14 protein-coding genes are annotated in these 14614 nt (G+C 52.1%); 4 read left to right on the plus strand and 10 right to left on the minus strand.

Annotated features, from left to right (window positions below; genetic code table 11):
- Positions 1 to 8: 8 nt before the first annotated feature.
- The 3 genes from ACFSB2_RS19920 to ppc all read right to left on the minus strand — a co-directional run bounded on the left by ACFSB2_RS19920 (position 9) and on the right by ppc (position 4917).
- The gene (locus ACFSB2_RS19920) at positions 9 to 1076 is read right to left on the minus strand and encodes a class I fructose-bisphosphate aldolase (RefSeq protein WP_377944856.1); all 1068 of its coding nucleotides are present in this window, start codon (positions 1074 to 1076) and stop codon (positions 9 to 11) included.
- A gap of 35 nt (positions 1077 to 1111) precedes the next feature.
- Positions 1112 to 2071 carry a 6-phosphofructokinase gene (pfkA, locus tag ACFSB2_RS19925; protein WP_377945005.1) on the minus strand — a complete coding sequence of 320 codons (960 nt, stop codon included), beginning with the start codon at positions 2069 to 2071 and terminating at the stop codon, positions 1112 to 1114.
- 131 nt (positions 2072 to 2202) lie between these two features.
- Complete coding sequence (gene ppc, locus ACFSB2_RS19930) at positions 2203 to 4917, minus strand: phosphoenolpyruvate carboxylase (RefSeq protein ID WP_377944857.1); 2715 nt, start codon at positions 4915 to 4917, stop codon at positions 2203 to 2205.
- A gap of 273 nt (positions 4918 to 5190) precedes the next feature.
- Between ppc and ACFSB2_RS19935 the strand changes: the two genes are divergently transcribed.
- From ACFSB2_RS19935 to ACFSB2_RS19945, 3 genes are all read left to right on the plus strand, one after another.
- Entirely contained in the window at positions 5191 to 5673 is a 483-nt protein-coding gene (locus tag ACFSB2_RS19935; protein ID WP_377944858.1) for a RidA family protein, read from the plus strand.
- A gap of 268 nt (positions 5674 to 5941) precedes the next feature.
- Entirely contained in the window at positions 5942 to 6409 is a 468-nt protein-coding gene (locus ACFSB2_RS19940; protein WP_377944859.1) for a GNAT family N-acetyltransferase, read from the plus strand.
- A gap of 53 nt (positions 6410 to 6462) precedes the next feature.
- Positions 6463 to 7449, plus strand: a complete 987-nt coding sequence (locus ACFSB2_RS19945) for a phosphotransferase family protein (RefSeq protein WP_377944860.1) — start codon at positions 6463 to 6465, stop codon at positions 7447 to 7449.
- A gap of 24 nt (positions 7450 to 7473) precedes the next feature.
- Here the strand turns inward: ACFSB2_RS19945 and ACFSB2_RS19950 are convergent, their stop codons facing one another.
- Positions 7474 to 8490 (minus strand): zinc-dependent alcohol dehydrogenase, encoded by a 1017-nt coding sequence (locus ACFSB2_RS19950; RefSeq protein ID WP_377944861.1) that lies wholly within the window; start codon positions 8488 to 8490, stop codon positions 7474 to 7476.
- Positions 8491 to 8632: 142 nt separating this feature from the next.
- On the opposite strand from ACFSB2_RS19950, the gene ACFSB2_RS19955 reads away from it, so the two are divergent.
- Positions 8633 to 8785 carry a hypothetical protein gene (locus ACFSB2_RS19955; protein ID WP_377944862.1) on the plus strand — a complete coding sequence of 51 codons (153 nt, stop codon included), beginning with the start codon at positions 8633 to 8635 and terminating at the stop codon, positions 8783 to 8785.
- 92 nt (positions 8786 to 8877) lie between these two features.
- Here the strand turns inward: ACFSB2_RS19955 and ACFSB2_RS19960 are convergent, their stop codons facing one another.
- The 6 genes from ACFSB2_RS19960 to ACFSB2_RS19985 all read right to left on the minus strand — a co-directional run bounded on the left by ACFSB2_RS19960 (position 8878) and on the right by ACFSB2_RS19985 (position 14614).
- Positions 8878 to 9399, minus strand: a complete 522-nt coding sequence (locus ACFSB2_RS19960) for a Uma2 family endonuclease (protein WP_377944863.1) — start codon at positions 9397 to 9399, stop codon at positions 8878 to 8880.
- A gap of 242 nt (positions 9400 to 9641) precedes the next feature.
- Positions 9642 to 10109 (minus strand): helix-turn-helix domain-containing protein, encoded by a 468-nt coding sequence (locus ACFSB2_RS19965; protein WP_377944864.1) that lies wholly within the window; start codon positions 10107 to 10109, stop codon positions 9642 to 9644.
- Positions 10110 to 10451: 342 nt separating this feature from the next.
- The gene (locus ACFSB2_RS19970) at positions 10452 to 11714 is read right to left on the minus strand and encodes an FAD-dependent oxidoreductase (protein ID WP_377944865.1); all 1263 of its coding nucleotides are present in this window, start codon (positions 11712 to 11714) and stop codon (positions 10452 to 10454) included.
- Positions 11715 to 12006: 292 nt separating this feature from the next.
- Positions 12007 to 12267: an HPr family phosphocarrier protein gene (locus ACFSB2_RS19975; protein ID WP_377944866.1), complete on the minus strand. Its 261-nt coding sequence runs from the start codon at positions 12265 to 12267 to the stop codon at positions 12007 to 12009.
- Positions 12268 to 12282: 15 nt separating this feature from the next.
- Positions 12283 to 13431 carry an ABC transporter ATP-binding protein gene (locus tag ACFSB2_RS19980; protein ID WP_377944867.1) on the minus strand — a complete coding sequence of 383 codons (1149 nt, stop codon included), beginning with the start codon at positions 13429 to 13431 and terminating at the stop codon, positions 12283 to 12285.
- 94 nt (positions 13432 to 13525) lie between these two features.
- Positions 13526 to 14614 (minus strand): PucR family transcriptional regulator, encoded by a 1089-nt coding sequence (locus ACFSB2_RS19985; RefSeq protein ID WP_377944868.1) that lies wholly within the window; start codon positions 14612 to 14614, stop codon positions 13526 to 13528.

The raw sequence follows: 14614 nt of genomic DNA on the forward strand, positions 1-14614 counted from the left end.
TTCGTTTGTTATGCCAACGTAACGTCGTTACACAGGTAGACATCTTGGATGACATTCAACAGCTGTACACCTTCTGCCATCGGACGTTGGAACGCCTTGCGACCAGAGATCAAGCCCATGCCGCCTGCACGCTTGTTGATGACTGCTGTCTTGACCGCATCTGCGAAGTCGTTGTCGCCCGAAGCGCCGCCAGAGCTGATGAGGCCAATCTTGCCCATATAGCAGTTCGCGACTTGATAACGGGTGAGATCAATGGGATGATCTGTCGTCAATTCGGTATAAATGCGCTTGTCTGTCTTGCCGTAGCTGCTTTGTCCCATGTTCAACGCCGTGTAGCCGCCGTTGACGGTTGGCAGCTTTTGTTTGATGATGTCCGCTTCAATGGTGACGCCCAAGTGGTTCGCTTGGCCCGTCAAATCAGCAGCTGTATGGTAGTCCACCCCATCCTTGACAAACGCTTCGTTGCGCAGGTAACACCAGAGAATGGTGAACATGCCGAGTTCATGCGCGCGGTGGAACGCTTCGCTCACTTCTTGCAACTGACGAGTCGATTCCGGCGAACCGAAGTAGATGGTTGCGCCAACGCCAGCTGCGCCAAGCTCCCAAGCTTGTTCTACCGAAGCGAACATCACTTGGTCGAACTGGTTCGGGTGTGTCAGCATCTCGTTGTGATTGATTTTGACAATGTACGGAATCTTGTGCGCGTACTTGCGGCTCGTGAGCGCCAGAACGCCAAGCGTGGATGCAACGCCGTTACAGCCGCCTTCGATGGCCAGTTTCACGATGTTTTCTGCATCAAAGTAAGCTGGGTTTTTGGCAAAGGATGCCCCAGCGGAGTGCTCAATCCCTTGGTCGACCGGCAAAATGGACACGTAGCCCGTGTTCGCCAAACGGCCAGTGCCATACAGGGACTGCAAACTGCGCAACACTTGGTTGTTGCGGTTGGTGTATGTAAACACATCATCCAAATAGGTCGGGGAAGGCGAAGTGATGGAAGACGCTGGAATGGTCGTCGTCTTGTGCCCCAACAAGCTTTCTGCTTCACTGCCTAAATAATCGCGGATTTGTTCGATCACGATATCATTCACTCCTCAAGTTGTCATAAATACAGTTAGGTGGACAGGATGTCTGCCAGTTGATAAACAGGCAGCGACGGCTGGCGATGTGATGCGAATACCTCATCAAACGGCACTGACGTCAACTCGTGGTTGACGGTCGCCGCCATATGGCCGGAGATCCCTTGCAGACACAGATCCACTGCATGCGCACCCAAACGGCTGGCCAGCACACGGTCAGCGGCACTGGGCGCTCCGCCGCGTTGGACATGGCCCAAAACTGTGACACGCGTGTCAAAGCCAGTGTGCTGCTCGATATAGCGGCCGATCTCGCCCCCTTGGCCCGCGCCTTCCGCCACGACGATGATGGAATGCTTCTTGCCGCGCGCCACGCCACGCTTTAGTTTAGCCACAACGTCCTCAAGTTTGTACGGAACTTCTGGAATCAACACCGATTCTGCGCCACCAGCCAATCCGGCCGCCAACGCGATGTGCCCAGCGCTGCGCCCCATGACTTCAACGACGTATGTCCGTTCGTGCGACGTGGCCGTGTCGCGAATTTTGTCAATCGCTTCAATCGCCGTCTGCACTGCCGTGTCAAAGCCGATGTTCGCGTCACACGCGCCGATGTCGTTGTCTATGGTGCTGGGGACGCCGATGGTCCTGATGCCAAGCTGGTGCAACTTTTGCGCACCGCGGAAAGAGCCATCGCCGCCAAACACAATCAGGCCGTCAATGCCTTCCTTTTGCAGCCGTTCATAGCCCTGGCGCTGACCCTCTTCTGTCAAAAATTCAAGACAGCGCGCCGTGTATAGGAAGGTTCCACCCCGCTGAATAATGTCACCGACAGATTCCAACTGCATCGGCTTCAAATCCCCGTCTAACAAACCTGCATATCCACGGCGGATACCCACGACTTCGAGCCCACGATAAATCGCGGTGCGAACGACCGCACGAACACCAGGGTTCATGCCCGGTGCATCGCCGCCACTTGTCAAAACACCAATCTTGCGGATGATGACCACCCCCATAGGGACGGGATTTGTCCCTTAATGACAAAATAAGTCCCACTGAAATTTAACTAAAGCGCGCCCATATCTACATGGTAGAACACAGACGCGCAACTTGCAATGGATGACTTGTGCAATCAGCCAGTATTTCGCAGTCCAGCGGCAATGCCATTGATGGTCAGAAGCACATCGGCAAGCAAAGCCTGTTTTGTCTCTTCGTCGACATCTTCACGCATTTGACGCAAGAGCCGAACCTGAAAGAATGACAGCGGATCTACATATGGGTTACGCAATTGAATGGACGCTTGGATGACTGGCTTATTGTCCAGCAACTCCGCATACCCAGTGATCTGCAACACCAGTTTAAGACTCCGGTTGTATTCTTGCTCAATTTGCGCAAACAAGCGCTCACCTGTGTCACCAGCGAGATACGCGTATTCACGGGCGACAAGCATGTCGGCTTTTGCCAAAGCCATCTGCAGATTGTCAATCAACGTCCGGAAAAACGGCCACTCCCGATACATCTCCTGCAGGCGGTCCAGTGTCGCGCTATCTTTTTGCAGCAATTGCTCCATTGCCAAGCCAAAACCATACCACGCTGGCAACAGATGGCGATTTTGCGTCCAGGAGAAGACCCAGGGAATGGCACGCAAGTCTTCAATTTGGGCAGATTGCGTCCGCTTCGATGGCCGCGATCCGATATTCAGCTTGCCAATCTCGTCGACCGGGGTGGCAATGTGAAAATAATCGAGAAACGATTCATCGCCAAATACAAACGCGCGGTACGCCTCAAATGAAAGTTGCGACGCTTCAGCTAAGAGCGCCGACCACGCTTGCGCGGCGTCATCCGTCTGCCCGTCCAGTGACCTGGTTGCGCCAACGAGCACTGCTGCGGTAGCTGATTCGAGCGACCTTTCGGCAATGCCAGGATGGCTGTACCGCTGCGAAATGACTTCGCCTTGTTCGGTGATCTTGACGTGGCTGAGCAAAGCGCCTGTCGGCTGCGCTAAAATACTCTGTTCAATTGGACCGCCGCCACGACCGAGCGCACCGCCGCGACCATGGAAGAATTTCAGGCGCACATCGTATGACTTTGCAGCATCCAGCAGCGCGCACTGTGCAGTGTAAAGCGACCAGTTGGAAGTCAGATAGCCCCCATCCTTGTTGCTATCCGAATAACCGAGCATGATCTCCTGAAAATTCCCGTGGGCTGCCAAATGACGACGATAGACCGGATTGGCGAACAGTTCCGTCATAATGGCTGGCGCTGCCTGCAAGTCTTCGATGGTCTCAAAGAGCGGCACGACATTCAAGCGGCTTTGCGGCGCATCCGTCGGTCCATCTGGCCAGCCAAACAAACCGCACTCTTTGGCCAACAACAAGACTTCCAGCAAGTCACTCGTACCTTGGGTCATGGAAATAAGATAGTCTTCCACACACGCTTGGCCAAACTGCGCCTGACCGTCGCGAATGCAATCAAATACAGCCAACGCCTCTGTCGTTTGTTCGTCATACGCGTGATACGGATTGCGAATCGGCCGCGGGGACGCCAAACAGTCGGAGAGCATTTGCACCCGCTCCGCCTCGTCCATCAAGTGGTAGTCACCTAAGCCAGCCACGTCGAACAGTTCCGCCACGGCGTGCTCGTGCACACCGCTGTGTTGACGAACGTCGAGCGTCAACATGTGGAAACCAAACAAGTTGACCTGGAAGCGGAACGGCTCCAGATACATCCCTGCCAAGCGTTCGCCGCGATGGTTGCGAAGCGAGCGGATCATCATATCGACATCGGCCAAAAGCGCTTGTGGATTTGCGTAATCTTCGCCGGAAATCACTTGTCCGTGCACCCGCTTGCGCGTGTTCTGCAGTTTTTCAATCATCGAATCAATTTTTGCCCGATACGGCTCATCCGTCGGCTCGGCAAGCGACGCCATCAGTTCCGCGTCGGCGCCCACACGCTCCACCGAAGGGCTCAAATTGCGCGCCAATTCGTGCATTCTCTCCTCGTATTTGGAGAGTGCCAAATCGAAGTGCAATTTCAGCGTCTCAGCGGTGATATCATGCGTCACATTCGGATTTCCGTCCCTGTCCCCGCCCATCCAAGAACCAAAGCGAATCAAGGCAGGCACATCTATGTTTTCATCCCCATACGTCTCTTCCACCGCATGCGCCAGTTTTTGGTGCACCTGAGGCAGGACGTCGAACAGAATCTGGTCTAGAAAATAAAGGCCATTGCGCACCTCATCAATGACCGTAATCCGCTTTTTGCGAACGGACCTCGTCTGCCAAACGGCGATGATTTCGGTGCGGATATGTTCACGCAGTTGCTCGAGTTCGCGCGAAGTCTTGCGTGGATCATCCATCGCCTCAAGCAAAGCGGATATTTTCGTATGCTTGTCAAGCACTGTCCGACGCAGGGCTTCCGTCGGATGCGCCGTCAAAATCAGTTCAATGCCCACTTCGTGCAAAACCTGTTCGAGCCCATGTTTGTCGATATCCCGTTCTTTCAGCTTGACAAGTGCCTCTTCAAAGGTCCCCCGTTGAACTTGTTCCGTCTTTTCATAGACTCGGCGGCGGCGCAAACGGTGATTTTGCTCGGCCAGATTGACTAGTTGAAAATAGACAGAAAAAGCGTGAATGGTATCGCTGCGCATGTCCCCGGGCACAGACTCGACCAGCCGCTGCAGCGCTGCGCGCGTGTCCTGTGTCGGTTCCTGGCGAAAAGCCTTGGCCGCGCGGCGAATGGCTTCGACGTGATCAAACACCGCTTGACCACATTGCTCCACAACCACTTCACCTAGTAGATCACCGAGAATTCGAATATCTCTATGTAACGACGCGTCGGTTTGCAAGTTGTTCCCTCCTAATCGTCTCCTGAACACGAAATCCGTGTAATACAAGCGTAACCGAACACGGCATGTGACGCAACGCTAGACCTCACACCGCTTAAAATTGCCATTTTTCCGCGCTTGAATGTGGTATGATCACCATGCTGGAGTAGCCCTGACACAAATGCGAAACCGTATTTGTACTTGGTCGCCACTGCAGCATCACACTTCTTTCTCTTTCCCACATCGCGCATGTCCTCTGAAACTGACAAATTTGCGAAAGGAAGATTAAATCAGATGCGTGTGGAAGCCAAATTAGCGAAATTAGGGCTGGTTTTGCCGGAACAAAAACTGCCTACAGATTTGAAGATCCCGTTCGCCTGGGTGCGAATCTACGGAAATCGGGCTTTTGTATCAGGAACTGGCCCCGTCCATGCTGACGGTACATATACTGGACCATTTGGGAAAGTGCCACAGGATGTATCTGAGGCTGAGGCATATCGAGCGGCACGTCTGGCGACACTCAACATCTTAAGCAATTTAAAACAGGCCATCGGCGATTTGGACAGAGTGGAAGCATGGCTGATTGCGCGAGGAATGGTCAACGCTGTGCCGGGTTTCACCAAAACCACGCACGTGATGAACGGATTTTCCGACCTGATTCTCGAATTATACGGTCCCGAAGCGGGAAAGCATGCCCGCACAGCGCCTGGTGTTGTAGCAACACCGCTGAATTTGCCTGTCGTCATTGAGGCTGAAGTGATTATCCGAACCCAGTAACACGTAGCGCAGATGGCCGTTCTCCTCCTAGATAACCTAAGGATAGAACGATTGCTACGTTCTCCATTTTAGCGATGATCTATGGCGAAAAAAATGATAATGTTGACAGAGAAGTTGCCAAATCACGCCAATCTTGTATGAATGCATCAACCAATGAGATGAGGCCGTACATTGAATTGCGGGACTTTATATCAAGAAATGTGAGTGTTCGCACTGCAGGAGGAATGGATCATGGTGATTTGATGGCCTGCCAGAAGAGGCAGCATTGGTGCAAAAACAGCGAATTACAGCGTATGAAGAATACGCCAAAGTCATCGGCCAAGCGTACTGGGAGGCGTTTAAGCAAGCCATTTCGTCAGACACAGGACCAGGAGAAAATGTTGAAATTCTCGTTGCTGAGGTCGCTGGCCAAATCGTCGGCAGCGTCGCGCTCTGGCAGGAAAATACGGACGCCTACGAAGGTCTTACGACCACGTCTTTGTTTCCGGAAATCAGGACACTGGCAGTTGCGCCACAAATGAGAAATCAAGGTCTTGCCAAGGCGTTGGTCGCCGAATGTATTCGTCGTGCCAAAGCAAGGGACTGTCAATACATAGGATTGCACACCATGGATTTTATGGAAAGCGCCGTGCACTTATACGAAAGCCTGGGCTTCGAGCGTGCACCACAATTGGATTTTGAAACGCCTGTTGGCAGTGTCACGGTCAAGGCGTATCAACTTCCGTTACAGGGATAAGCCGATCAGTGTGCTGTTTCTCGCATTAGCAGTAGATTGAGGGGGTGCTCCGCATGATGCGACCAGCTTTTCCTACCATAGAGGCATATGGGCGGACATTTACGAATGCGGCGTTTTGGCGTCCGTATGTGGAATATGTTTGGTCATTCATCCGGATTGGCACAGTCCATGACTGCAAAGCCGGATTGCCGGGCACGCATCCTGTATTCGTTGTCAATGATACATATATCATCAAGTTTTTCACCAATCTCTTTGGCGTTGCGTCCAATCAAGTGGAACTGGCGTTTTATCAACAAGTCGCGCCACACCTTCCAGTGTCAATTCCATCTCTGGTCACGCACGGTGCGCTGTTTCCCGCAGAGCCTGATGGGCCTTGGCATTGGCCCTACATCATCACAACGCGGCTACAAGGCGTCAGCATCGGCGAAGCGCATCTGCAAACACCAGAATTCCCCGCAGAAGCTGCCCGCTACGCTGCGGGTGTACTGCAGGCGTTCCACAATGCCCCCTTACACAGCGACAGCAGTATTCTCGACGCAAGTTGGCAGGGGTTTGCAGCCCTTTTATCCGAACGCCGCCAAGCCATCCGGCCGGCGATTGAACAGTTGGCCATCGCGCCGACATTGCGAAGCGAACTCCTTGCGCGGCTGGACACAATGCCCACCCCCTACGATACAAGTAAAACGCCACGGTTGCTCCATGGTGATCTGAACCGCGATCACATACTCGGCGTCGTCCGTGAGGGCGAATCGTTTGCATTCACGGGCGTGATCGACTTTGGCGACGTAAAAGTGGGGGATCCCCTGTATGATCTCGTCCCCCTCCACTTCGGCCTGTTTGCCACAGATAAGACGCTCCTTCGCGTCTTTCTCGACACCTATGGCGGCGTTGCAGAGCTAGGTAGCGATTTTGCGCAGAGGGCGATGGATTACACGCTGCTCTATGAGTCCGATGTATTGACCGACTGGTTGGACAACAATCCCGAAGGGCGGGCAATTGCAAATCTTGCCGCCCTTCAAGATAGACTGTGGCGCATTTGACAGCAAGCTGTAGGCCAGTGCCGCCTACCGCCAATTCAGCACAACGCCGGTGTAAGTTTCCGGCTGATAAAGCAATCCATCGTAGGCTTCCTTGATTTGCGCGGGATCGATCCGATGGGATATCTGTGGCGCCAGCGCCAATTTCTCTCTGCGGATCCAATCGAAAATCATCTCTTGTTTGCTGTAAAGCGACGGGGTGTTTGGCAGCGTGGAGTAAGTCGGCAAGCACCATTCCAGACCGCCGCGAACGGTGATCCAGCGCAGGTGGACGTCAGACAAGAGCTCCGTTAAATTTCCTTCGACCGGCACACGCGGGCTGCCCAGCAAAATGATTTGCCCAAAATTGGCCGTCGCCTTCAAAGCCTGCATCACGACACTGCTATGGCCTACCGCATCGACCGAGATATGGGCCATCTGCCCGCCAGTGATGTCTTTGACCGCTTGCTGTACCTCATCCGGGTTTCCGCCCACAGTGATGGCCAAGCCGCACTGTTTTGCCAATTCGCGGCGATGTGCTGTCGGTTCGATGCCAATGACTCTGCAGCCCAAGATTTGAAACATCTGCGCAGCCAAATTTCCGACCATCCCAAGTCCGTAAACAGCCACCCAAGCGTTCTTCGGAATTTCACTGATGATAATGGCGGTCGCCGCCACAGCTGCCATCCGGGAAGACACCGCAATCGCCGGATCGATGTCATCCGGCACACCGATAATGAGACCGTGTTGATTTGCCTTGATGAAGGAGGCATGCTGTCCAAACGTATACACACGCTGGCCAACGGCGACATTTTTGACGTTCTGGCCGACAGCCTTGACTATACCGACATTTGCATACCCCGACTTCCATGGATAGGCGCACCAGGAACCGGGAACAAACACGGTCGGTTCTTTGCCCGAGTAATTGGCCAACTCTGTCCCCGCACTGATAAACGTGTATTCCGTCTCTATCAAAACCTCATCAGGCTCCAGGTTGTCATCCAAACGCAACGTCTGCAACTCCACCTGATATTGTCCGATCACCACGACTTGTTTGATCTCCATTGCACCCGTCTCCCATCCACAATTTTTTCAGTTGCCTTCAGAATGCTCGATTGTCTTGAATGCGCTTCCAACGCCGTCGCCATACCCGTCCTGAAATCACGCATGGCGCAACCCGCCTACATAATCTACTGGGAGGGCCATCGTGACAGACGCTTCACAGCGACCACGAAGCACAGACCCCGCTTTGCGTCGCCCGCCATATGAAGTCGTACGTGGAACAACAGGTAACAGCAGCTTTGACGGTACAGGACGTCGCAGCCCGTTGGACTGGGTGTTTCCCGCGCGTCATTTATGACGAAATTTTCATGCCTATTGAAAATTGAGAAAATGCCCCAAGCCATTGCGCCCAGGACTTTTTTCTTTCTTAAAATAATGAATGAGCGGCTGTCAATCCTCGAAGATTTCACTCAGATTGATTTCCAAATCGTCGAAGATACCGACTTTTAAGCAGTCTCCAGATTCGTAAATTTCAGGCGCAGAAAATACATTATCTCCAAATTTGTACACATCGACAGTCTGCCAATGCGGATCAACGATCCAGTATTCTTGGATTCCAGACGCTCGATAAAGCTTGTACTTTACGGTTCTGTCCTTCACCGCAGTTGCCTTTGACAAGATTTCCACAACAAGATCAGGCGCACCGACACAGCCCTTGTCCTGCAGTTTGGAGGGGTCACAAACAATAGTCAGGTCAGGAATCACCCATTCGTCGACACCATCCTTCAGGTACACATCGAACGGGGCAGCATATGCTCTGCAAGATTTCCCCTTCAGGTACACACTAAATTCCCTGAATAAATTGCCTGAAATGCGTTGATGCCGCTCATTTGGCGACGGTGACATGTCATAAATCACACTGTCAATGATCTCGTAGCGTTCTGGGGTTGGACTGTCATACGCTTGCTCCACGTTCCACACCTCCCAACCAATGATTCCTGCCTTCGTCATGTTAGGTACTGCCCGAATTCCTTCGTAATCCACGCCCGACCACTTTGCTTATGTACCATAATAATCACGGCGAGTATCAAAGTAAATACAGACCATTTACAATCAACACACAGTGAGTTCTACATACTCATCAAACGCAATTGGAAATCCTATTGAAAATAGAGAAAAGTCCTAGGCCATTGCGCCCAGGACTATTTTCTCTCTCAGTTCTGTTCACCTGTAAATTCACCGACCGAATTCAAGATGCGTCCGACAAAGCGAGGATTGCCCCACAAGATGTAGCGGCCTTTTTTCGCATCTTTATCATAAAAATATTGTGACTTAGCCTCACCGTGGTCCTCATCTTCATTCATATGCCGCATGACAATCTTGGATATTTCGTACGCTTCATCGTTGTCTTTCACATAACAGTCAAGCACGGTACAAACCTGGAACTTGCCTGATATCTGGCCGTCAAACCCGTCGATGTACGCCTGCACATCTTCTATCGCATTTTGCTGTAACACCTGAGCATTTCCGTCCATGAACATCTTCACGTCCTCCCTTCGAATTCTCCATTCGCCGCCCACCTTAATGGCTTTCAGCTTTCCTTCACGAATATAGCGCCTAACCGTTCTGGGATGCATGTCGATCATCTGGGCGAGTTGATCCACTGTCAAAAATCCGTCCATTTGTGTACCCTCCCCTCTGTTCCATTTGAACAAACTATACCATATTGTTACCTAAACGAACACAAAAAGATCAAAGTGGCGTAATTCGTCCAGATTGAATAAGCGCGCATCAGAAATAGACAGTTTATGGTCAATCACAAAAGAAGCGGACCTCGCCTTACAACACTCAAGCTAGGCACAAAGTGAAATCAGAGGTAGTTGTAGGCCATTCTAAATGGACAAGCCTTAAGAAGGGATTGAGGGGCATTGCGAAAGCTCCCGACAGCAGTTTGTAATGGGAGCCCCGCCAATAAAATCATTCGCGTTCAATCTTGGCCAAAATCGTTTCGTCGCGGCTCTAGGTCAAACAAAAGCCCCTTGGCGCACCAGTTCTGCGCGCACAGAAGTGACATCCACTCGTTTCATCGCCGCGTAATGCGCTGCCGCCACTCCGGCAGCATGTCCTGTCGCAAATGCCGTCCCCATCACCCGGGCGGACGCAAACGCAATCGGATCACAAGAGATGATCCGTCCAGCGCACCAAAGATTATCCAAGCCACGCACCTTCAACGCACGAAGCGGAATGTCGTAAAAAGATTTATCGCGTATGTGCTGATACTCTGCCGGAACACCAGGTTTGTGGATCTCAACTGGCCAGCCGCCGCGCGCGACACCGTCTTCCTGCTTGGCGCCAGACAGCGCGTCTTCCCCGCGCAATGTGTATTCGCCGAGCACGTGTCTGGTTTCCCGGATGCCGATGGAAGGACCCGTCTGACTGAGAAAGGCATGCTCAAACCCCGGAATGACACGGCGAAATAGGTTGAGATAAGCCCAGGATTGACGACGCGCCGACATTTCCGCTTCTGTGAGGCTGGCTGAATCCAGTCCATCCACTGCCTCATCCGCAAACATGGCCAACACATCGTTCGATCCCGGCAAGCGCAAAACCATGCCCTTTTGTTTGGTCAAATACGGTTCCCCATCTCGCTTTGCCTCAAGCACCGCTTTGGTAAACAGATTTCGGTTCAAGTCCGCATCAGCTGCAACACCGCCGATGCGCATCACCAACGTGCCCGCCTGCACGCGGCCTTCGTCATCGCCAAAGCGCACCTCTGCTCCCGCTAACGCGCTTAAATCCGCTTCCCCGCTCGCATCGACAAACGCCTTTGCCTCTACGCGAAAGCGCCCGTTGTGATCGTAACACTCGATTTCTCGAATGCCGTTCTGAGCTACGCTGGCGCCTATCACTTGGCAGTGCAGTCTTGGCGTGACATCTGAGTCCTGCACCGTCTTGTCCAATGCATATTTTGTCGCCTCTGCATCCAAAAGGACAATGACGTTCCCTGTCCGCGGACTCCGATAGGGACCGGCGTATATCCCCAGCTTTCCCAAGTTATCGAGCAATTGCTGACCGACACCGCCGACAACTTGTTCAATCGGCTCTTGCTGCGCAAAGAAACCGCAAAACGTCAAGACGGAACTATGTGTAACAGCTCCGCCAAAATAAGGATTTTTTTCGATGAGAAGGGTCCTCATCCCGACAGTGGCCGCGCCAATTGCAGCTGCGACACCTGCGGTGCCACCACCTACAACCACGACATCAAACTGCAATCTACGTTCGCTCATCAAAATGAGCCCCCTTTTCACCAATCAAATAGAATATGTAATTTAGGCCAGCACACCTGTCCCAAACATGTGTGATACCGCTTTAATTTAGAAGTGTACCACATTTCAACCGCAGTTCCGATACGTCGGTTCACATGCGTACACAGGCATGATAAAGCGCATCATGCAAATGCACGTGTGACAATACATTCATATGCCGAGGGCCACAGAAAAAGTCAGCGCGGTCGGCTTGCGCCAACCACGCTGACTCAAAATAACCATTTTGCAGTCACTGATCACTCATCTTCAGCCATTAGAGATTGGGATTGCTCAGCAATTCTGTCAAAGATTCAATAGCAGCTTCTTCATCCTTGCCATCTACTCGGACAACAATTTCTTCGCCGTGCGAAAAAGCCATAGACATGACACCAAGAATGCTTTTGGCATCAATAAATTGCCCATTCTTCCCAATTTGCACTGAACAGGTATACACAGATGACCGCTTGACGAACTCAGCAGCAGGGCGAGCTGCAAGGCCTTGCGCCAGTTCAATTTTCACTTTGCGTTCAATCATTCCGCTTCACTCCCATCAAACCGTAACTGGTTTTTGTTGGGCTGCATCGGCAAAACCGATGGATTGTTCCGTCTCGCCATCAAAAAGATGAATTTTGTTCATATCCAGCGCCAGTTTCACTTCACTGCCCGGGTGGAAATGGAATCTCGAGTTGACACGAGCAATCATAGATTGATTGCCAGCTTGCACGTGCAGGTAAACTTCCGAACCCATGTGTTCAACAACCTCTACGCGCGCATCCACGACTGCATCTGGGTAGGTCGACATAAAGACCTCTTCGTTATGAAGATCTTCAGGACGAACACCCAATACAACTTCCTTGCCAATGATACCGGAGCTCTTGAGCAAACCATAACGACCTTCCGGCAACAAGATGGAGACAGAAGGTGCACGGAAGTAGTACTTACTGCCTTCAGCGACCACTTCACCGCGGATGAAATTCATCGCCGGTGAACCAATGAAACCTGCGACAAAAATGTTCTTGGGCTGCGAATACACCACTTGCGGCGTATCCGACTGTTGCACAATGCCGTCTTTCATGACAACAATGCGATCACCCATCGTCATGGCCTCTGTTTGGTCGTGCGTGACGTAAATCATGGTTGTTTGCAGGCGTTGATGCAATTTGCGGATTTCCGCACGCATCTGCACGCGCAATTTTGCGTCCAAGTTGGAGAGCGGTTCGTCCATCAGGAACACTTGTGGTTCGCGGACAATCGCGCGTCCCAAAGCGACACGTTGGCGTTGACCACCTGACAGCGCTTTTGGTTTCCGATCCAACAGATGTTGGATATCCAAAATTTTAGCTGCTTCTTGAACGCGCTTGTCGATGTCAGCCTTGGAAAACTTGCGAAGTTTCAAGCCGAAAGCCATGTTTTGATAAACACTCATATGCGGATACAGCGCGTAGTTTTGGAAAACCATCGCGATGTCCCTGTCTTTCGGCGCCACATCGTTCACGCGGCGATCCCCAATCAGCAAATCCCCATCCGTGATGTCTTCCAGACCGGCAATCATACGCAGGGTCGTGGTTTTACCACAACCAGACGGACCGACAAAAACGACAAACTCCTTGTCTTTTACGTCGAGGTTAAAATCTTTTACAACTGGTTCAGTTGCACCACTATATGTCTTGTAAATATGATTGAGTTGTACTTGTGCCACGAAATACACCCTCCTTTAAATTTGAAAACGCAATCAATCAACTACATTCAGTGTACAGGTGTATTCGTCTCTATCCTATGTACAGGTTGCACAATCAACTTTTCGAATTGAGTGCAGGTTGTCGCATGATGAGTGACGCCAGATACAAAATGACCGCATCCCCACTCAATCGGACGTCGTGGCCAGTCAATTGGCGCAAGCGCTCCACCTTGTGCAATAAAGTGTTGCGGTGAACATATAGGTGTCGCGCCGCCTCACTGATATTGAGGTTGGCCGCCAAGACCGCCTGAACTGTCTCCATCCAATCCTCAGGCCACGCGTCCATCGGCGCTGTGGCACGCTCCATCAACATTTGAAAGAAAGCGGTTCGCGCTTCCACAGTGGCCAATTGCGCCAACAGTTGCAGTGGCGCTTGGCCGAAAACGTGCACATTTGTATCTCTGTTGTGCGACGAAGGCAAATGGAAGGCCAGAATGGCCGATGCCATCCCTGCATATATCTCTTTAGCCGCAGTAATTTGCTTGGAAACCGCGATGCGAACATTGGTCAGCGCCTCTTCGGCAAGTGCGGATGTCAACAACTGGCCGACCTCCAACAAACTCAGCAAGCCGTATTCAGATGCGTCGTCAGAGAGCTCCAACGACACTTCCTCCAGTTGGCTGCGTGAAGCGTACACCAGCACATCCTCGGTTTCACCCAACCGGGAAAACCACACCGCCCCAATGGTCGCGCTCAGCACGTCAGGGAGTTCCTGCTGCCAATACGAATTGCCCTCACCAACGCGCGGTGGATGCTGTTGTTGGATGATGAATAAATGCCCCGGATATATCCACCTGTCTGCCGCCAGCCCCGAGATCACTTCCCCCGCTTGAATGCGGATCGCCAAATTCGCCATGTCCAATTGGCACAACTCTTCGTATTTGAGCGAAAGCATGTCTTGCGTGCCCTTACCCACAGGACGCGCCTGGCGAATGGTCCACGCAAGCGCGTCGCGCAGTTCATCCGTCCCGCTCCAATTTGGAAAGCGAGCATATGTAAAAGCATCCAGTTGCATACACCACGTATCCTCCTGTTGCCACCATGCCCCAGTCGACAAACGCGATGCAACTTCCCCTTGTTCGGTTACAAACGGCATATTCAAAGCCGCTGCCCATCTCGTCAACGGTTCTGTCCACCAAGACAC

It is taken from the genome of Alicyclobacillus fodiniaquatilis, from assembly GCF_042678105.1.
GTDB classification, from domain to species: Bacteria; Bacillota; Bacilli; order Alicyclobacillales; family Alicyclobacillaceae; genus Alicyclobacillus; species Alicyclobacillus fodiniaquatilis.